Below are 19,944 nucleotides of genomic sequence, written 5' to 3' on the forward strand. Positions count from 1 at the left end.
GGAGGCAGCAGATATGACCGCCATTGCCGTGCATGCAACTCCAACTCGCTGGTGGCACAGCCGCGCGGTGTACCGCTTCATGCGTCATCATCTGGCGCTCGTGGGGATCGCGATGATCACCCTGCTCGTGTTGGCGTGCGCTATCGGTCCCTATGTGTTGCCATACGACTCGCTCCAAATCGATCTGCGCGCCCGCTTTGCTCCACCGCTGAGCGGTGATCACTACTTCGGCACCGACCCGCTTGGGCGTGATTTGGCGGCGCGGCTATTGATGGCCGGGCGGGTCTCGCTGCTCGTGGGATTCTCCGCGATGCTGCTGTCAACGCTGATCGGCACGCTGGTCGGGGTGACGGCGGGCTATCGGGGAGGCTGGGTCGGGGCGGGGCTGATGCGCACCGTGGACGGCTTCCTTTCCTATCCCTCGATTTTCCTCGTCCTGGCGCTGGCCGCAACGCTGCGGCCCAGCCCGGTGATGATCACCGTGATCATTGCCGTCACGAGCTGGATGGAGACCGCCAGAATAGTCGAGGCCGAGGTCCGCTCGCTGCGCGAGCGCGAATTTGTCCAGGCTGCACGCATGGTTGGGCTGAGCCGCAGGCATATCATGTTCCGCGAGATCCTGCCCAATGCCATGGGTCCAATCATCGTCGCGGCAAGCCTTGCCGTCGCGCGCGCAATTCTTCTCGAAGCCTATATCAGCTTCCTTGGCTACGGAATCCAGCCGCCTATGCCCAGCTGGGGCAACATGCTCAACGGTGCCCAGCAGTATCTGGCGAGCGCTCCATGGCTTGCCATCATTCCCGGTGCAGCGATCACGATTGCGGTGACGAGCTTCAATTTCATCGGCGACGGCCTGCGAGATGCCCTCGACGTTCGAGACGACCACATTTGACGATTTGAGCCGAGCCACAGTTGAACATACGAGAAGCAAACGCCATGCACGCGCCGAGAGTTGACGAAAAGGCGACGCCCTACTGGTGGGAAGCCGCCCCGCTCAAGCCGCTGCGTCAGCAAGCCTTGCCCAAGAAGCTCGACGTGCTGATCGTGGGCGCGGGCTATGCCGGGCTCTCGGCCGGGTTGGCGCTGGCGCGCGAAGGGCGCTCGGTTGCTGCCTTTGATGCAATGGATCCCGGGGAGGGCGCTTCGACGCGCAACGGCGGAATCACCAGCGGAACAATTCGGCCGGATTACGCGACGCTCACGCGACGGTTCGGTGAAGACAAGGCGCTGGCGATCGAGGCGGAAGGCAAGACGGCACGCGAGTTCCTGTACGATTTCATCAAGACGGAAGGGCTCGCGTGCGACTTCCAGCCGGTGGGCCAGTTCAAGGGCGCATTCGGTTACGAACAATACGAAGCCATGGCGCGGACCTCGGAGAGGCTCGCGAAGAAGTTGAGAGTCGAGGCTTATGCCGTTCCCTATGCCGAGCAGCGAAAGTATATCGGCACCGAGGTCTATCGCGGCGGCTCGGTTCGGATGGACATCGGTGGGCTCCATCCGGCGAAGTTTCACGCCGAACTCCTTCGCGTGGCGCTCGCTTCGGGGTTGACCGTCCACGGGCGGACAGCGGTCGTCTCGATAGAGAGGGATAGCTCCGGATTCCGCGTCGTGACCGCGGCCGGTTCGGTGCAGGCACGTCAGGTGCTGGTTTGTACGAACGGCTACACCGATAGTGCCGTGCCCTTCCTGCGCCGCAGGCTGGTGCCGGTCCGCAGCCGGATCATTGCAACCGAGGAGCTTGCGCCCGAAGTCATGGCGCGGCTGATGCCGAAGCGCATGATGATCACCGAGAATCGAGAAGTCGGCTTCTATTACCGACCCTCACCTGATGGCAAACGCATTTTGCTCGGTGGACGTGACAGTTCCCGTGTCGGCAATCCGGTGGCTCCGAAGCTCCTTCTGCTCAAGGGCCTTGTCAATCTGTTTCCGGAACTGGAGGGCGTCCGGCTCTCGCATAGCTGGTTCGGCAATGTGGCCATGAACCGCGACATGATTCCGCGCATCTTCGAGAAGGACGGTATCGTCTTTGCCACCGGCTTCTGCGGTTCGGGCGTCGTCTGGGCGCCGTGGATCGGCATGCATGCGGCCCACAAGCTCATGGGGCATGAGGAGCGGGCACGCACGGCCTTTGACTTCCGCCCTCCCGCCTTCATCCCGTTCTATCGAGGCAATCCGTGGTTCATGCCTGCCTTCATCCAGGGCTATCGGATGCGTGATCGGATCGCGCTGTGGCGCGCCAGCCGCTGACAGCAGAACGGCCGTTCTGGCGCACCATCAATGAAATACTCTGCCGAACTTCGCTCGAGTCTGATTGCGTAATGCTGCCGCGCTCAAGGTACGCTGCACAAATGCGAGGATCGTCAGAGGCGCTCGCCCGTCGGGCACTGGCGAGTAGGGCGCGCAGGAGACGTTGACCGACCATGACAAACGCAGCTCATCAGGCCGAAGATCCCGTCAATGACGACGTTGTCCTGCTTCCATTCGCCAGATCGCATCTGGAGGGGGCGCTAAAACTCTCGCAAGAGATGTCCTGGCCCTATCGGTTCGAGGATTGGGATTTCGCGCTGCAGTTGGGCCATGGATTTGTTCTGCAGAGCGCGTTTGTCGTGATTGGGACCGCGTGCTGGTGGCCCTACGGCGAGACCCATGCTTCGGCCGGGATGATCATCGTCTCGAAAGCTGCTCAGGGACGCGGTTACGGGGCCCGACTGATGGACGCGCTGCTCGCCGCGGCACGACCACGGATCGTCACGCTGAATTCGACGGCCGAAGGCATGGCGCTTTACCGGCGCCGCGGCTTCGTCCCCATCGGGGTCATCCACCAACATCAAGGAATTCCCAGGGAGCGACATGAGGCGCAGCTGCCGTGCTTCGTCAGGGCAATGGCTCCGTCGGATTTCGAAGCGATCGTGAGTCTCGATCAGGAGGCCACCGGCTGGACCAGACGCGAGATGTTGAACCGGCTGATGGGGGTCGGCGACGGCTATGTCCTCATGCGTGACGGCATACCCCGCGGCTACGCCATTTCCCGTCTTTTCGGCCGCGGGCACGTCATCGGTCCTGTGGTTGCAAGAAGCCGGACCGATGCACGCACCTTGATCGAGGCCGCGCTCGCGCGTCTCGGGCGCGTGTTCGTCAGGATCGATATCTCTACCGCCGCGCAACTCGGGGACTGGCTCGAAGGCATCGGGCTGCCGAAGGTCGGCGACGCCACCACCATGGTTCTTGGCACGCAGATGCCATCAAGCGGGCCGGCGCGCATGTTCGCGCTCGCCAATCAGTCATTCGGCTAGGAGACATCGGGATGCTGCGCCTGGAGATGCAGGGAACGGATATCCCGAACGCCGGACTTGGCGAGGCGACCGAGACGCTCGGCGCGCTGGCGACCCCGGCTCTCCTGCTCGACAAGGACCGGCTGGATCGCAATCTCACTCGTCTGTCCTCCCGTATGGCTGCACGAGGCGTCGTGCTGCGTCCCCATATGAAAACCGGAAAATCCATTGACGTCGCCCGGCGCGCCTATCGGTCCGAACCGGGCCCGATCACTGTCTCGACCCTGGCGGAGGCGGAGTACTTCGCGCGGCACGGTTTTCGCGACATGACCTATGCCGTGGGTCTGGCAGCGCACACCGCCGAGAGAGCAATGCGTCTCCGCAAAGCCGGCATCGACCTCAAGGTGCTGCTCGATTCGCCTGAGCAGGCGACGATGCTCGGCGCGGCCGGTCGCGCCGCTGGTGTAACGCCGTCCGCCTTCATCGAGATCGACTGCGACGGTCACCGCGGCGGGCTGACCCCGGCCGACCCCAAACTCATCGTCGTCGCGGCCGCCATGGTCGAGGCGGGCGTCAGGCTCGCCGGCATTCTCGCCCATGCCGGCGAATCCTACGGCCTCTGCGCGCCCGAGGCCCTTGTCGCGGCTGCGGAGAACGAACGCGCCGTGGCCGTCGCCGCCGCAACGACATTGCGCGCGGCGGGGCATGAATGTCCAGTCGTGAGCGTCGGCTCGACGCCGACCGCCCAATTCGCCGAAGACCTGACCGGCGTTACGGAGATACGAGCCGGCGTCTACATGTTCTTCGATCTGGTGATGCTCGGTGTCGGTGTCTGCACCACCGACGATATCGCGATCTCTGTTCTTGCTACCGTGATCGGCACGAAGCCGGAGAAAGGCTGGATTCTGGTTGATGCCGGCTGGATGGCCCTGTCGCGCGATCGTGGCACGGCGGCGCAGCAGGTCGATCAAGGTTACGGTCTCGTCTGCGATTTGTCGGGCAAGATCTATCCCGACCTGATCGTCGCGCAGGCGAGTCAGGAACACGGCATCCTCGCCATCAGGTCCGGATCTGCCGAAGCTTTGCCGGATCTTCCTATCGGCACGAAGATCAGAATCCTGCCCAATCACGCCTGCGCGACGGCGTCGCAACACGAACTGTACAATGTCGTCTCCGCCGGGAGCGACACAATCGAAGCTCAGTGGCCGCGAATACGCGGCTGGTAGGGCTGGCCGGCCATTCCCGGCCACCCCGCCCCCCTGGTTCCTGCCGCTGATCGGCGCCTATTACCGGATCAAGGATCGCTTCCAATGACCTCGCCCCTTCTACACCTGGCGGAAGCCGGCTTCCTCGGAAAATTCTACATCGACGGCGAATGGCGGAAGCCGATCGGATCAGTCACGGCAGCAGCAACCGTCGTCAATCCGGCGACGGAGCAGCCGATCGCTGACGCCGCGCTCGGCGATGACGATGATGTGGACTGCGCCATCGCAGCTGCCAGACGAGCCTTCGCCGGTTGGTCCATGACCCCGCCTGCTGAGAGAGCGGCGCTGCTCGACCGGGTTCATGGGTTGCTCCTCCAGCGGCTGGAGTTGTTCGCACAGGTTCTCACGTGCGAGATGGGAGCCGCCATCACCTACGCGCGGCGGGCCCAGGTGCCGCTGGCCGCCGAACATATCCGTGTCGCGCGCGACAATCTCGCAACCTATTCGTTCGTCACTCCGCGCGGCAGTACCGCGATCATGCGCGAGGCGATCGGCGTGTGCGGCCTCATCACGCCGTGGAACTGGCCACTTTATCAGATCACGGCCAAGGTGGGCCCGGCGATCGCATCCGGCTGCACGGTTGTGTTGAAGCCGAGCGAATTGTCGCCGCTGAGCGCCTTGCTGTTCGCCGAGGTGATGGACACTGCCGGTTGCCCGTCCGGCGTGTTCAACCTCGTCAATGGGACAGGTCCGATCGTTGGCGCCGCTCTGGCGTCGCATCCGCAGGTGGACATGATCTCGATCACCGGCTCGACGCGCGCCGGCGTTCTCGCCGCGCAAGCGGCAGCGCCCACCGTCAAGCGCGTTGCCCAGGAGCTCGGCGGCAAGTCGCCGAATATCATCTTGCCGGACGCCGATCTCAGCCGTGCTGTTCCGCTTGGCGTCGGCGCCGCCTTCCGCAATCTCGGCCAATCCTGCAGCGCACCGACGCGCATGCTCGTGTCTCGCTCACATATGGAAGAGGTCGAGACTTTGGCGGCAGCTGCCGCTTCAGAACTGGTGGTCGGCGATCCCCTTGCCGAAAGCACGACCCATGGCCCGATCGCCAACCGGCCGCAGTTCGAGCGCGTGCAGACCATGATCGGCGTCGGCCTGGATGAAGGCGCCAAGCTAGTCATCGGCGGGCCAGGGCGGCCCGGCGACCTTCAGACTGGCTTCTATGCGCGACCGACCATCTTCTCGAACGTCCGTCGCGACATGCGGATCGCGCAGGAGGAGATCTTCGGCCCCGTGCTGTCGATCATTCCTTACGACACCGTGGACGAGGCGATCGCGATCGCCAACGACACCGTCTACGGCCTCGGCGCCCATGTGCAGGGCACTGATATGGAGAGGGTCCGGACAATCGCCGGGCAGATCCAGTCGGGTCAAGTGCATCTTAACTATCCCGATTGGGACCCCAACGCACCTTTCGGCGGCTACAAGCGCTCCGGCAACGGTCGCGAATACGGCCTCGAGGGCATGGAGGAGTATCTCGAGACCAAGGCCGTCCTCGGATTTTACCGATGAATGCTGCGGCAACGTCTGCTTGGCACCGCACGAGTGCGATCCAACGGACGAGCAGGTCGCGCCGCCCCTGCGCCGAACTGGGACTCGGTCGGACTTGAGCAGCTTCGTTCAATCAAGCGGCCAAAAACCCGAACATCTTGCGGAGTCCTAGACGATTTCAGTACATTCTATCGCGCGCAGGATGCGATGAAGGGCTGATCGGAACTTTGCTTCCGCATTCTTGGCAGCCGAGATTCGTTGGAACATGTCACCCCGCGTCGAGCGCATTCACAGCGATGAGCGTCTCCCGGCTGAGGCCGACGTCGTCATCGTCGGCGGCGGCATCCTCGGCTCTACCGCCGCCTATTACCTGGCGAAACGCGGCCTCTCTGTGGCGCTCCTCGAGAAGGGCCACATCGCCTGTGAACAATCGAGCCGAAACTGGGGTTGGTGCCGCCAGCAGAACCGCGACCGGCGCGAACTGCCGCTCTCGGTGCTCTCCATGCGGCTGTGGGACGAACTCACGCGCGATATCAATCGAGACCTCGGATTTCGACGCTGCGGTCTCGTCTATGCGACCCACGACGAGGCTGTGCTCGCCGGCTGGGAAAGGTGGCGCGAGGTCGCCAGGGAGTACGATGTCGACACCCGCGTACTGAGCCGGGCGGAGGTGGCCGAGCGCGTCCCCGAGGCGCGCGACAAATGGGTCGGCGGGACCTATTCGGAACGGGACGGCAAGGCCGAACCTGCGCTCGCCGCGCCGGCTATCGCCGATGCGGCCAGAGTTCTGGGCGCCACGATCCACCAGGGATGCGCCGCACGGGCGCTCGACTTGGCCAATGGCAAGATCGCGGGCGTGCACACGGAGAAGGGCTATATCAGAACCAGCGCGGTGCTGTGCGCCGCCGGTGCCTGGTCCTCGCGCTTCCTTCGGCCGCTCGGGATCAGTTTCCCCCAAGCGAGCATCCGGCAGACCGCGCTGCGTTCTACCCCGACAATCAACATAGGCGAGGCGGTCTCCACACCCTACTGCACGATCACGCGCCGACTGGACGGCAGCTATACGCTTGCGATCAGCGGCAAGGCGAACCTCGAAATCACGCCCCAGGCTATCCGGTATAGCCGGGAATTCATGCCGCAGTTCTTGCGTCGCCTGAAGAACGTCAGGCTCGGAGTCGGCCAATCGTTCGTTTCGGGGCCGGATTCGATGCCGGCGCTGCTGACCAACGACGATCGGATCTTCGAACAGAATCGCGTGCTGGATCCTCCGCCCCTTAAATGGCTGGTGAGCCAAGTGGTGGAGAGTGTCCGGAAAACTTTCCCTCAACTCGGCGAAATAGAGATCGATAGCGCCTGGGGCGGCTTCGTCGATTGCACGCCGGACGCAGTGCCTGTGGTGTCGCAGGTGGACGGGGTACAAGGGCTCGTCCTCGCGGCGGGCTGCTCCGGTCACGGCTTCGGTTTGGGCCCAGGGCTCGGCCATCTGGCCGCAGAGCTGGTCGTAAACGACGCGCCGTCCGTTGATCCCACACCGTTCCGGCTGTCGCGTCTGGTCGACGGCTCGAAGCTGGAGATCGCCGCCATCTAAAGATCGAGCCGGAAGCCAGGCCTGACGCGTACCGTGGCGAGCAAAGGATTCGGAGCTGTGCTCGAAGATCGCCATCTGCATGCGGGACTTAATGTCCATCGCGGACGGCTAACTTCAAGGCCAGTGGCCGAGAGTCTCGGCCTGCCATGCTCACCGTTCGAACAGGTCGCGGCCTGATCGCGACTTGGCAGCCCCTAAAGGGCGTTTCCTCCCCAACTCGAGCCACTCCTTCGGAGTGGCTCTTTCTTCATGGGCAAGACGATTTGGCTGATCGAGGTGTGTCAGCCGAAGATGCACCGTTTGGCCAGCTCGCCGGCCGATGGTTCAACGGGCAGACTTCTCTACCAAGGGGCAAACGATCGCGTCGGCGTTCATGATATCCGCTGGATCAAACGCGGTCTTGATACGGCGCATCGCGGCGATGCGGCCGACATCGCCGTACCGCTCCAGAAGGTGCTTCTTGAACCGGCCGACGCCGTGCTCCGCGCTGAACGTGCCGCCGAGCGCCGCGGCCGTGTCGTAGAGTTTCAGCGACAGGCTGCTTTCGATCCGCTTGGTGAACTCCATCCGGTCGACGGCCGGAGGAACGAGCACGTTGTAGTGCAGGTTGCCGTCGCCGACGTGTCCATAGACCGACAGCTCAAGATCGGTATCATAGGACCGTACCTGTGTGTCTGCTAAATCCAGAAAGCGCTGAATGCAGGAAATCGGTACGGAAATGTCGTGCTTGACCGATCCATTCCGGCGCTTCTCCCCCTCGGGGATGGCCTCGCGGAGCCGCCACATCGCGGTCCGCTGCGATCCGCTCTGCGCCAGGAACGCGTCCTCGATCCATCCGGTCTCGATCGCCTCGGCCAGAACGGCTTCCATCAGATCTTCGAGATCGAGGTGGCGTGAGGAAGAGGCGAACTCGACGAGTACGGCGCCTCCCGAGCCGGCCCGGACCGAGGGTGGGCCGGTCATCGCTTCGGTCGCGAGCGCGATCGATCGGGCCGTCATGAATTCGAACGTGGTCAGCAGGTCCGCGGATTCGCGACGGACCAGGGAGAGAAGCTCGGCGAGCGGCGCGCCACTCGCGAGCTTCAGCCAGGCAGTCGCGCGGCGGGTCGGCAAGGGCACGAGACGCAACACCGCGCCGGTGACTATGCCGAGAGTTCCCTCGCTTCCGACGAAGCACTGCTTGATGTCGTAGCCGGTATTGTTCTTCCGCAGCTTGCGCATGTCGGAGACCACCGTGCCGTCCGACAGCACCGCCTCGATTCCGAGCAACAGATCGCGCGTCATCCCGTACCTGACGACGGACAGTCCGCCAGCGTTCGTTCCGATGTTACCGCCGATCCGGCAACTGCCTTCCGCGCCGAGACTGAGCGGAAACAGAAGTCCAACGGCCGCCGCGGCTTCCTGCACATTCTTCAGGATGGCGCCGGCGTCAACAGAGATGCTCATGGCGATGGGATCGAGCTCGCGGATTTTGTCCATTCGCTCGAGGCTTACGATGATCTGCCGTCCGGAATCGTCCGGCGTCGCACCGCCGCAGTAGCTGGTGTTGCCGCCCTGCGGAACGATCCCGATACGATGATGCGCCGCCAGCCGCAGCATGTCGGCGACCTGCTCCGTCGTCGCCGGCTTCAGCACGGCAAACGTCGACCCCGTGAAGAGCTGGCGTTGGTCCGTTGTGTAGGTGGCGATCCGCTCCGGGTCGTCAACGACGCCTCCGTCGCCAAGAAGGTTGCGAAAGGCCCGAACGTGTACTGATTGGGACATGCTTCAGCTCCCGATTGGCATCGGGTCATCTTTGCGGGTTTGCGCGGCATTGCTTGCCGTTCGGTAGCGGTTTCGAAGATGCCAATGCCGAAATGCCGCGATTGCCAGCTGTTTGCGCCGCTGCACCGAGCATTTTCACCGCGAGGTCAAACTTCCGAGAAGTGGTCGACGAGTTGCAGGCGGGCTGATAGGAAAGCAGCGCTTCCGAAATAGTGGATTTAGCGATGTGGCGGACCAGTGACTCGCCCCCCAACAACTCCAGAAACTCATCCAAACAGGAGCGCTTCCGCCGAGAGTTTGCTACCGGGCCATTCCGACAAGGGAAAAACCTGTTGGGGTTTCAAAGCAGGTTTGGAGACACGTTTGTCGGAATAGCCATTGATTTTACTGGGAAATCATACGCCTCTTAATCAGCGGGTCCCAGGTTCGAGCCCTGGTGCGCCCACCATCGCGANTATTCTTCTTCAATAAGTTAGAGAGAAGCCTGCGGAGAACAAAACGGGTCTCGTGCGACGCTTTTTGTGATCGTGCGACGCGTTGACGGAGTTCTCTTAGGGCGCACGCTCTAGTTTAGTTGACCGCCACCCACAAATGGCGAACGCCTGCGGCCGCATACAGAGCAAGAAAGTAATACAAAATGTAAAGGTTATAGGTCTGGCCGTTGCCCGTGTAGAGGATCCGGATCCTCTCAGCGGAGGTCGTGGTGGCCTCGGTCAGTCCGCCCCAGAGCGCGCCGGCCCATGGAGGCGTCAGTGTTGTGAAGACAGCCCTGAAGCCTTTGTAGAGGCTTGGTCGCGTGCCACCGATCTCGACATTTGCGATGGTTGCCCACCAGCCGCTTTGTTGCAGCAGCCAGAACAATCCGAACAATATCGTAGATGCGATCACGGCGAGCGCCATGACAGGCACCGGATTCCAGTAGCCGTAGATCATCTCCAGCGACATGCCCTGCCATACCAACGTCGATGCGAATTGCGGATCGATCGCGTTGGAGAGCGGGGTGATCAGCAGTTTCGGGAAGAATGACATCAGGAAAATACCGGCGATCAGCAGGATCTGCGGTGTCAGCAGGGGAATCGGCGCCTCCGTCAGGGCGTCATGCGTAGCTCTCCGAGGTCCGAGAAAGATCGCCTGGATGAAGCGTGCCATGTATATAAAGCCGACAAAGGTCGCCAGCAGAGTCATCAGCGCGGGACCGTACCAGCCCTTCTCCATCATTGCGCTCAGCAGCAGCCATTTGCCGCCGAAGCCGGCGAGCGGCGGCAGACCGGACATCGCGACAATCGCGATCGCAGCCGTTGTGAATGTGACGGGCATGACACCGGCAAGACCGCCGAGTTCGACGATCGAGCGCTTCCCCGTTCGCAAGATGATCGCGGCTGCGACCAGGAACAGGATGCCCTTCACCAGGAGATGATTGGCAGCGAGGTAGAGCGCCGTAACCCAGCCGAGATGGCTCATCAGTGCGATCGCCGCCACGATGTAGCCGAGCTGGCTCATGCTGGAATAGGCGAGCATGCGCTTCAGATCGTCCTGGCGCGCGGCAAGCATGGCGCCGGCCAGCGTGGTCAGCATGCCGATCCAGCCCACGACAAGTGCCAGATTCAGGCTCACGTCGGAGCGGATCGCGACGTAGGTCCCGACCAGCAGTCCGTAAATCGACACCTTGCTAATGACGGCCGAGAGCAGGGCGGATACGTCGTCATCGGCTTCCGCATAGGCACCCGGTAGCCAGACGTGGACCCCGATGGCGCCGGCCTTGATCAGCAGGCCGATGGCCAACAGCACAAAGACGGGCGCGCTGTCCGGGCCCGCTGCGCGCAGCGCCGATAGCGACACGCTGCCGGTCTGCGTGTGCAGCACAGCGAATGCGCACAGCAGGAAGAAGGCCGCGGCCAGCGAGAACAGCAAATATTGTAGCGCGTGGGCCGCGGCCTCGGTCCTGCGCAGGATCAGGAAATAGGAGGACAGTGTGATCAGCTCCCAGACGAAAATGAATTCGAGGCTGGTCGTGGCGCGCGGCAGCGCCGGCAGCGACAGCAGCATGACGGCAAGCAGCGGATAAAAACCCGAACGGTGGTCCGTGCGGGCGAGGCAGGCGATCGACACAACAAGGCCGCCAGCGAGAAGGAGCATCGCAAACAGCAAACTTATGCCGGACAACTCGAGAATGAGCTGGCTGCCACCAACGGTCACCAGAACGAGCACGATCAGACATTGCATGCGGCTCGGCAGCCGAGCGAGCATGTGCAGTACGAGTCCCGCAGCAAGCGGCATGTACGCCCACAGTGCGGCAAGGCCGGCAAGTTTGCCGGCGATGTATCCGCTGATCACAAGAAGAAGAGCCATTCCGAAGATTGGAAATAAATCAGCCGGCACTCCGTCCGCCTCGGCTGGAGAGTTTAGGGCCAGGCTAAACCAGCGGAACATATAGGCCGCTTCCAGCAGCGAGCCTACCAACACGATGGCGATCCAGACGTGGAGATCGCCGACGGCCAGAGACATGACGAGTTGCCATTTCGCCCAGAATCCCGGGAATGGCGGCAATCCTGATATCGCGACGATCAGTATGCCGAACGTTAGGATCGCTCCCGGGCGTCTGGCGAGGACCGCCCAATCTTGCAGGCGTTCCCTGCCGACGTAACCGGCCAACCAGAAAAGCCCGACTTTGGCGAACAGGTGATTGATGAACAGCCCGCCGACCACCAGGAACATCGCATTGTCGGCGTTGAGCCGGTAGAGCAGGGGCACGGCGATCGTCAGCAGGCCCACCTGGCCGATCGAAGAATAGCCGAGAAGACGCTGCGCGTTCGTCTGTTGGAGGCCGATGAGGTTCGAGAAGACGAATGTCATCGCCCCAAGGCCAGCGATAAGTTCCAACTGGTCCTCGAACAGGGGCAGCAACTTGAGAAGGGCGAAGAAGACGCCCGCCGAAACACCGCCCGAGATCATCGCGGCAACGTCACAGCGCGCCGTCTCATAGACGTCGAGGCCCCATCCATTCGCGGGGAAGGGCTTCAGCTCCAGCAGCAGGCACGCCAGCAGGAAGATGAGTGCGGCGAAGCCGATCGGACCCGTGATCGAGGCGCGCTTTGCGATCAGTTCGTCGATGTTCAGGATGCCAGTGACGGCATAGAGCAGCAAGGTGCCGATCAGGAAGAAGGTCGACGCCAGGACTGTCGCCATGAGGAACTTGAATGTCGCCGACAAAGACGCAGGCGTGTCCCGCAGGCCGAGCAACCCATAGGTCGCGATCGAGACGATCTCCAGGAACACGAACAGATTGAAGAGATCGCGGGTCATCACCATGCCCTGGATGCCCATGACCAGCAGCAGGTAGAGCAGCAGCGTTCCGTACCTTTCGCGCACGACATAGGCGGCGCCGAAAAGCGCGACGAGATTGACGCTGAAGGCGAAGATACTTTCGGCAAGCCCCATGCGCAGATTGATCGCATAAGGCGGCTTAGCGCCACCCGTCAGGATCTCAATGGGAGCGGTGCCATTCAAAAGGACGAATAGCCCGTAACCGGAGATCACCGTCATCGCCGCGAGCGCGAGGACAAAGGCGGCGGCTGTCCAGGATTTGCCAAGACGATAGAAGAGTGGAATCAGGAAGCCGCCAGCCAGGCCCACAATGAAAATGTTGAGTGGGTGCAGCAGGCTCTCTACCATTTCGACTCCGTGAAGGCGTCGATTGATAGTGTTTTCTTGGACTCATAGAGCCGTATTGCATAGGCCAGCATGACCGCGGTCACGGCCATGCCAATCACGATAGCGGTGACGGCGAGTGCAGACGGTACCGGGTCGACGGCGCGTGAAATCGCTTCCGACACACTCAGCGCGCGGTCGATGATCGGCGCTGTGCCGTTCGCCACGTATCCGATCGCGACGATGACGATATGGGTGCCGGTTCCCATCAACGAGAACCCGATGATGATCCGCAGGATGTTGCGGTGTGTGAGCATGCCCCAAAGTCCGATCAGGACGAGGAGGAGGCCCGTTGTCAGAACGATCCTCGAAATCATCGGACGGGTCCCTTCGTATGATCGGGTTAGGGCCGGAACCTCTCGAGAATGACGCTTAGCTCGCAGCCAACCTTGATGCCCAGAAGCGCCGATAGGACCGGAATGGCGCCGGCGCTGAAGAACGCACCGAATTGCCCAAGTGGGAGGATTCGATTGTCCAGAAAGCCATCCGCAACGATCAACCCCGCGATGCCCGCCAACACGAACAATGCGCCGGCCACCGACTCCGTGATGCCAAGGAATTCGAGATTGGGCTGGTATTGCGGGTAGGCAAGCAGCACAAGCAGAATGCCGGACGCAATGACGGCGCCGCCCTGGAAGCCGCCGCCTGCGGTCAGGTGCCCGTTCATGATGATATAGGCCGCGAAGATGGAAATGAGCGGAACGAGGATCTGCGTGCCAGTCTGCACGATCTCCGACGATGGCCGGGCCTCGCCAGGGCGATCCTCGGAGGGTACGCCGCGCGGCGGGCCTTCCCTGCCGAGCACGAGGCCGACGCTCGCCGCCACCATGAACAGAACGGCGATCTCTCCGAGAGTGTCAAACGCGCGGTAGGTCAGCAATATGCCGGTAATGACATTCGGCGCGCCTAACTCCTGCGGCACGAGCCTGATGTAGCTTTCCGCCAGGGGCCGCGCCGCTTGCTGTTCGGTGTAGCCGATGACAAGGCTTGCAAAGACAAGCCCGAGTGAAACAATGGCGACGATGATAGAGTGGCGCCGGATCATGTGCCGCCTCCTGCTTCCTGCCGCCCGTCACGCAGCACATCTATACCGGTATCACCAGCCATCGGAATCCGGATGCTGTGCGCGGCTCGGGCCAGCGCATGCGAGGAGACGGGATTCGTCATCAGCACGAAGTAGACGATGATCAGGAGCTTGAGGCTCCATCCCGGGTGGTGGATAGCCAGGCCCGCGAGCACCAGGGTGTTGCCGAGCGTGGAGGCCTTCGTGCCCGCCTGCATGCGGGTATACACATCGGGCATGCGCAACATGCCAAGCCCTGCCGAAAAGTGGAAGATTGCGCCAAGCAGGACTAGAACGCTTCCGATCAAATCCGTCATTGTGCTCTCTCTGTTGTCCTGCGGATCGCATAAAGGAAAATGACCACCGACAAGCCGGAGCCGATCGACGCCTCCGTCATTGCGACATCCGGCGCGCCCAGCAGGACGTAGCAAACCGCTGCGAACAGGCTCGCAAGTCCTCCGCTGACCGCCGCGGCCAGGGTGCTGTCCAGGCACACTGCCAGAATGCCGCTGACAAGAATGCTGCCGCACAACAGGTAAACGAAGAGATCAAGCATGTTGTCAAAGACCTCGCTCGAGATAGCGTGCAATCGCCAGGACAGCCAGGAAGCTCAGAACACCGTAAACCAGAGCGACGTCCAGATAGATCGAGCGGCCGGCCACATGCGCGTAAAGCGCAATGAGCGAAATCGAAACGACGGTCAACATGTCGATTGCCGCAACGCGGTCAATCGTGGTCTGTCCGAGAACCAGACGCAACACGCCAAACGCGACCCCGAGAAAGATCAGAATCGCCGCGGCGGTAAGGGTTGCGTCAGCCAAAGGTCTTCCTCAGGTGTTCTTCGAATGCGCCGGCAATGGCACGGGTTGCTTCGTCCGTGTCTGTTGTTTTGACGTCGAGCCAATGAACGAAGAGGCTGTCGCCATCGATGTCGATAACGAGTGATCCGGGCGTCAGCGCGATCGAGCTGGCAAGTGCAAGACGCCCAACCGGAGTTTCGAGTCTCGTTCTAATCCTAACGATGCCGGGGTTGATTTTGATGCGTGGCGCATAGACGTAGCGCATCATGTTGATGTTCGCGCGAACCAGCTCGACGAGAAAGACACATGTGTAGAGAACGAAATGATAGAGGCGCCCCGGGGACAAGCGCACGTCTCGCCATACGCCCGGCTTGCGCGTGAACATGTAGGCCAGAACGACGGAAATGATTGCGCCGGTCGCGAGCACGCTAGCGGCGAATGACGAGTTCGCCGCGAACCAGATAAAGATGAGAAGCACCGATAGCCAAAGGAAGCCGCTAGGCCGTTTCACTGCGGACTGATTTGGCGCCATTGTCAGAGACCCCGGCTGTCAGATCCAGTGTTACGAGTTGGTCGTCGGAATGCCGAATCTCGCCGGCTTCTGCGGATCGGCTGATTTCTCGGTTCCCTTGAACCAGGCTACGTACAAGGTAGGAAGGAAGATAAGCGTAAGAATCGTCGCGACCAGCAATCCTCCCATGATCGCGAACGCCATTGGTCCCCAGAACACCGTTGGAGCGATCGGGATCATGCCGAGGACGGTCGATACGGCGGTCAGCATGATCGGGCGGAAGCGGGAGCTGCTGGCATTGACGGCGGCAGACCACACGTCCTTCCCCTGCGCGCGTTCGGCGTCGATTTGGCCAATCAAGATCACGGCATTCTTGGTAATCATGCCGATCAATGCCAGAATGCCAAGAATTGCGACGAAGCCGAGCGGCCTGCGGGACACGAGAAGCGCCACGGCAACGCCGATCAAGCCGAGAGGCGCGACGCTGAGGACCAGGAACAACCGCTGAAAGCTTTGCAGCTGGGCCATGAGGATTGTAAACATCAGCAACAGCATGACCGGAACGACGGCCATCACGGAAGCTTGCGAATATTTGCTTTCTTCAACAGTCCCGCCCACGACGACGCGATAAGCGCGGGGAAGGGTTGCTGCCAGCTTGTCGACCGTAGGCGCCAGCGCGTTGATCACGGTTTCCGGAAGCGCTCCCCGCGCCACATCGGCTTGCACGGTCAGCGTGGGCACACGGTCGCGCCGCCAAACCAATGGATATTCCTGCTTGTATTCGAACGTTGCGAACTGGTTCAGCGGGACCGTTCGCCCGTTCGGAAGCGGCACCTGCAGGGTGCTCAGAGTTGAAAGCGAGACGCGCTGTTCGTCGGTCGCGCGTACGCGAACGTCGACAAGATAGATATCGTCGCGGACCTGGGTGACGGGCGTGCCTGAAATCACGGTGTTCAGGACACCTGCCACCGCCTGCGAGCTCAAGCCCAGCAATCGCGCCTCGTCCTGGTCAACATGGATGCGCAGCTGACGCGCCGGTCCCATCCAGTCAAAATTGACCTGCTCGGCTTGCGGGTTGGTTGCGACGATCTGGGCAAGCTTGAGTGCGATTTCGCGCACCTGATCAATGTCGGGGCCGCTTACGCGATACTGCACGGGCCAGCCAACCGGCGGGCCGAGTTCGAGCGGAGAGATCCGGGAAATCGCGCCCGGGAATTCATTGGCCAAGAATTTCTCAAGCTTGACGCGAAGACGCTCGCGCGCCGCGACATCCTTCGCAACGATCACCACCTGTGTGAAAAAGTCGTTCGCCAACTGGACATTGAGCGGCAGATAGAAGCGAATGGCGCCGCGTCCCACATAGGTACTCCAGCGCGCTATATCCTCATTGCCCTTCAGGGCCGCATCGAAACGCTTCGCGGCGGTTTCGCTGGCGTAGATCGACGAGTTCTGCGGCAGGCTGATATCGACCAGAAGCTCCGGACGATCGGACGACGGAAAGAATTGGCGGGGAATGAGCGGCAGGGCGAGATAGGACAGACCGAAGAGAGCCAGGGTGAGAAGAATAGTCACCCATTTTGCCCGCATGGCCGCGGTCAGGAAGTTTTGATACCAAGAGAGAATTCTGCCGGGAGTCGCGGTTTGCGAGGTACGGGGCGGTTTCAGAATGAGGACGCCCAGCAACGGCGCGAAGACGACCGCCACAAACCAAGACACGAGCAGTGCGATGCTAACGACGGCAAACAGCGAGAATGTGTACTCCCCGGCGGAGCTGGCCGCAAAGCCGACGGGAACAAATCCGGCGATGGTTACCAGCGTTCCTGCGAGCATGGCGAACGCATAGGTCCGGAACGCGAACGTCGCGGCTTCAATCTTGTCATCGCCCGCGGCCAGGCGGTTGAGGGTGGCGTCGGTGGTGGTCATAGCATCATCGACCAGCAGTGCCAGCGCGATGATGAGGGCGCCGAGCGATATCCGCTGCATGTCGATGCTGGCCATCTGCATGATCGGAAACACGATGGCGAGCGTCAAGGGAATGGAAAGCGCGATGATCAGCCCCGGGCGGACGCCCAGACTGATGAAGCTGATCACGAGAATGATGGCAATCGCCTGCAACAACGAGGTCATAAATTCGGAGATCGCGCCATCAACCGTGACGGCCTGATCGGCCACCAGGATTGGCTGGATTCCGATCGGCAGGTCGGCCGTGATCTGGTCCATCGTCCGCTTGATGTTGCTGCCGAGGGCAAGAATATCTCCGCCCTCCCGCATCGCGATGGCAAGCCCGATCGCCGGCTCGCCGTTTACGCGGAACATGGGCTGGGGAGGATCGGAAAAACCGCGCCGCACTTGCGCGATATCGCTCAGGCGCAGCGTCCGTCCGTCCGCGATGAAGTTGACGTCGGCGACGTCCCGCTCCGTCCGAAACGCGCCTGAAACCTGCAGCGACAGACTCTCGTCGCGGGTTTGGATGGTGCCCGCCGGACGTACAACGTTTTGGGCCTGGAGCGCGGCGATGAGCGCCGAGCGGTCGATACCTAGGCCGGCGAGTTCTTTCGTCGAGAACTCGACATAGATCCGTTCGTCCTGAGCCCCCAGCAGTTCGATCTCCGAGACGTCACGAACAAGAAGCAGCTTCGAGCGGATATCTTCGACGTAATCGCGAAGTTCGCGATGGGTGAACCCGTCGCTGGTGAAACCGTAGATGATCCCGAACGTCGCGCCGAAATCGTCGTTGAAGCCGGGCCCAACGATGCCTGTTGGCAGCGTATGTCTGATATCGCCGATGTTCTTGCGAACTTGGTACCAGGTGTCGGCGACTTGCTTCGCGTTTGCGCTGCCCTTCAAGTTGACGAAAATCGTCGTGATGCCTGCCTTGGTATAGCTGCGCAGGAAGTCGAGATGCGGCGTTTCTTGCAGTCTGCGCTCAAGTCGCTCTGTCACTTGCTTGAGCGTATCCTCGATGGTTGCTCCGGGCCACGCGGCCTGAACAACCATGGTCTTGATGATAAAGGCGGGATCCTCGCTGCGCCCAAGACGGAAATAGGATACAACGCCGGCAATGACGGCAATGATCATGAGGTAAGCAACGAACGAGCGGTGATTCAGCGCCCATTCTGAGAGATTGAACCTCATGACGGCCCCGATCCGAGTATGCGAATCGTCTGGCCGGGGTGCAGGGCCTGCACGCCTGCTGTGACGACGATTTCCCCGATGTCGATTCCCTGGGAAACTGCCACCAGCGCCTGATTGAAGCGCAGCACGTCGACGTTTCGCAACGATACGGTGTTTTTTGAGGGATCGACGACCCACACGGCGGGCTGTTGATTTACTCTCGTCAACGCCGTCGCCGGGATTTCAATAATCGGGACCGCCTCCGTTTCCAAGCGCCCGGTGACGGTTGCGCCAAGACGCATGGCGGGTGGAGGATCCGTCAGGCCAACCTTGACTTCGAAGGTTCGTGTTGCCGGATTGGCCTGGGGGGCAACTTCGCGGATACGGCCTCGGGCGGTCACCGTGGGATCGTCGGTCAGACTTACACTGATTTCAGGATCGCTCGGCGCCGTTCGGAGGACCTGCGCGGGAATGTCGAAGATGGCATCGCGGCCATCCTTGCGGGCAACCCTGACTATGCTTTGTCCAGCTTGGACGACTTCACCCGCCGCGGGACCGGTTGCCGTCAACACCCCCGGAGCGTCAGCCTTGAGCTCGGTGAAGCCCACCAGATCATGCGCGATCTTGAGTTGGGCCTCGGCCGCGTCGACCTGCGATTGAGCTGTTTGATGGGCCTGTTTTGCCTGATCGAAGTTGACGTTGGTGGTCCAGCCCTGCCCGAAGAGGGTCTGCTGACGTTCGAATTGATTGCGGGCCTGGACCAATTGCCCCTGGGCGGCCGCGAGAGCAGCCTGCGCCTGCCGCAGGCCGTTCATCTCGTTCTGTGGTTCCAGGCGCGCGATAACCTGACCACGCTCCACTCGATCTCCGAGCTTGCCGTTGCTCTCGAGAAGCCGACCCCCAATGCGGAACGAAAGCGATACCTCGTCCTCGGCTTCAATTCTGCCGGTGAACGTGAGTTGCGTTCCTGCTTTACTCTTTTCAACGGTTACGGTTCGAACCGGACGGGTAGCTGGAGCCGCTGTTTCTGTCTCTCGTTGACAGGCTGTAAGCAGCGTCGGAGCGATCAGAAAAATCAGACCGGCCTGCCGCAGGCGACGAGTTCTCATCAAATGGGAAGCACATGCGGCCATGGCTTACACCCTTTTTTGCCTGACCTGGCTCTTCTTGCCATTCGTTGATCGTCATCGACGGGAGTCCGTTGATTTAGATCAAGAGAGATATTGGGACTGGCCTTGGTGTAAAACCCTGTGGGCTGGACTAGGCCATAATGGCCAAGATCGCGGACGTGAATTTCCGCGGGTGAACAATTGCGTTCGTTTCCGGCGTGCCGAGATGATCGACGATAAGTACTCCCGCGGAGAGCCAGGC

Annotated in this window: 17 protein-coding genes and 1 pseudogene; 7 read left to right on the plus strand and 11 right to left on the minus strand. The window is 61.6% G+C overall.

Annotation, left to right across the window (positions count from 1 at the left end):
* Positions 1 to 13 precede the first annotated feature (13 nt).
* The 7 genes and pseudogenes from CQ14_RS21705 to CQ14_RS46580 form a co-directional block, all read left to right on the plus strand.
* Positions 14 to 892 (plus strand): ABC transporter permease, encoded by an 879-nt coding sequence (locus tag CQ14_RS21705; protein WP_057859873.1) that lies wholly within the window; start codon positions 14 to 16, stop codon positions 890 to 892.
* A 44-nt stretch (positions 893 to 936) separates the two neighbouring features.
* Positions 937 to 2,247 carry an NAD(P)/FAD-dependent oxidoreductase gene (locus tag CQ14_RS21710; RefSeq protein ID WP_057859874.1) on the plus strand — a complete coding sequence of 437 codons (1,311 nt, stop codon included), beginning with the start codon at positions 937 to 939 and terminating at the stop codon, positions 2,245 to 2,247.
* 278 nt (positions 2,248 to 2,525) lie between these two features.
* A complete protein-coding gene (locus CQ14_RS21715) occupies positions 2,526 to 3,293 on the plus strand; it encodes a GNAT family N-acetyltransferase (protein WP_245320449.1) in 768 nt (255 codons plus the stop codon).
* An 11-nt stretch (positions 3,294 to 3,304) separates the two neighbouring features.
* Complete coding sequence (locus CQ14_RS21720) at positions 3,305 to 4,498, plus strand: alanine racemase (RefSeq protein WP_082649975.1); 1,194 nt, start codon at positions 3,305 to 3,307, stop codon at positions 4,496 to 4,498.
* Between the two features lie 84 nt (positions 4,499 to 4,582).
* Positions 4,583 to 6,046 (plus strand): aldehyde dehydrogenase family protein, encoded by a 1,464-nt coding sequence (locus CQ14_RS21725; RefSeq protein WP_057859876.1) that lies wholly within the window; start codon positions 4,583 to 4,585, stop codon positions 6,044 to 6,046.
* A gap of 244 nt (positions 6,047 to 6,290) precedes the next feature.
* Complete coding sequence (locus CQ14_RS21730; RefSeq protein ID WP_057859877.1) at positions 6,291 to 7,613, plus strand: NAD(P)/FAD-dependent oxidoreductase; 1,323 nt, start codon at positions 6,291 to 6,293, stop codon at positions 7,611 to 7,613.
* Positions 7,614 to 7,667: 54 nt separating this feature from the next.
* Positions 7,668 to 7,790 (plus strand): annotated as a pseudogene (locus tag CQ14_RS46580) (alanine dehydrogenase); the annotation flags it as partial.
* Positions 7,791 to 7,937: 147 nt separating this feature from the next.
* Here CQ14_RS46580 and CQ14_RS21735 read toward each other — a convergent pair.
* The 11 genes from CQ14_RS21735 to CQ14_RS21780 form a co-directional block, all read right to left on the minus strand.
* Positions 7,938 to 9,377 (minus strand): FAD-binding oxidoreductase, encoded by a 1,440-nt coding sequence (locus CQ14_RS21735; RefSeq protein WP_057859878.1) that lies wholly within the window; start codon positions 9,375 to 9,377, stop codon positions 7,938 to 7,940.
* 25 nt (positions 9,378 to 9,402) lie between these two features.
* A complete protein-coding gene (locus CQ14_RS43810; RefSeq protein WP_156435261.1) occupies positions 9,403 to 9,651 on the minus strand; it encodes a hypothetical protein in 249 nt (82 codons plus the stop codon).
* A gap of 296 nt (positions 9,652 to 9,947) precedes the next feature.
* Positions 9,948 to 13,049 carry a proton-conducting transporter transmembrane domain-containing protein gene (locus CQ14_RS21740; RefSeq protein ID WP_057859879.1) on the minus strand — a complete coding sequence of 1,034 codons (3,102 nt, stop codon included), beginning with the start codon at positions 13,047 to 13,049 and terminating at the stop codon, positions 9,948 to 9,950.
* Entirely contained in the window at positions 13,043 to 13,402 is a 360-nt protein-coding gene (locus CQ14_RS21745) for a sodium:proton antiporter (protein WP_057859880.1), read from the minus strand. The genes CQ14_RS21740 and CQ14_RS21745 overlap by 7 nt, the downstream gene beginning before the upstream one ends.
* Before the next feature lie 26 nt (positions 13,403 to 13,428).
* Complete coding sequence (gene mbhE / locus CQ14_RS21750; RefSeq protein ID WP_057859881.1) at positions 13,429 to 14,130, minus strand: hydrogen gas-evolving membrane-bound hydrogenase subunit E; 702 nt, start codon at positions 14,128 to 14,130, stop codon at positions 13,429 to 13,431.
* A complete protein-coding gene (gene mnhG / locus CQ14_RS21755) occupies positions 14,127 to 14,465 on the minus strand; it encodes a monovalent cation/H(+) antiporter subunit G (protein ID WP_057859882.1) in 339 nt (112 codons plus the stop codon). Before mnhG ends, mbhE begins: the two co-directional genes overlap by 4 nt.
* On the minus strand, positions 14,462 to 14,704 hold the full coding sequence (locus CQ14_RS21760; RefSeq protein WP_057859883.1) for a Na(+)/H(+) antiporter subunit B: 243 nt from the start codon (positions 14,702 to 14,704) through the stop codon (positions 14,462 to 14,464). Before CQ14_RS21760 ends, mnhG begins: the two co-directional genes overlap by 4 nt.
* 4 nt (positions 14,705 to 14,708) lie before the next feature.
* Positions 14,709 to 14,969 (minus strand): monovalent cation/H+ antiporter complex subunit F, encoded by a 261-nt coding sequence (locus CQ14_RS21765; RefSeq protein ID WP_057859884.1) that lies wholly within the window; start codon positions 14,967 to 14,969, stop codon positions 14,709 to 14,711.
* A complete protein-coding gene (locus tag CQ14_RS21770) occupies positions 14,962 to 15,480 on the minus strand; it encodes a Na+/H+ antiporter subunit E (RefSeq protein ID WP_057859885.1) in 519 nt (172 codons plus the stop codon). Before CQ14_RS21770 ends, CQ14_RS21765 begins: the two co-directional genes overlap by 8 nt.
* 30 nt (positions 15,481 to 15,510) lie before the next feature.
* Positions 15,511 to 18,594 (minus strand): efflux RND transporter permease subunit, encoded by a 3,084-nt coding sequence (locus CQ14_RS21775; protein ID WP_057859886.1) that lies wholly within the window; start codon positions 18,592 to 18,594, stop codon positions 15,511 to 15,513.
* Entirely contained in the window at positions 18,591 to 19,706 is a 1,116-nt protein-coding gene (locus CQ14_RS21780; RefSeq protein ID WP_430650201.1) for an efflux RND transporter periplasmic adaptor subunit, read from the minus strand. Before CQ14_RS21780 ends, CQ14_RS21775 begins: the two co-directional genes overlap by 4 nt.
* Positions 19,707 to 19,944: the final 238 nt, after the last annotated feature.

Origin of the sequence: Bradyrhizobium lablabi, from assembly GCF_001440475.1 — a bacterium.
Lineage (GTDB): Bacteria > Pseudomonadota > Alphaproteobacteria > Rhizobiales > Xanthobacteraceae > Bradyrhizobium > Bradyrhizobium lablabi.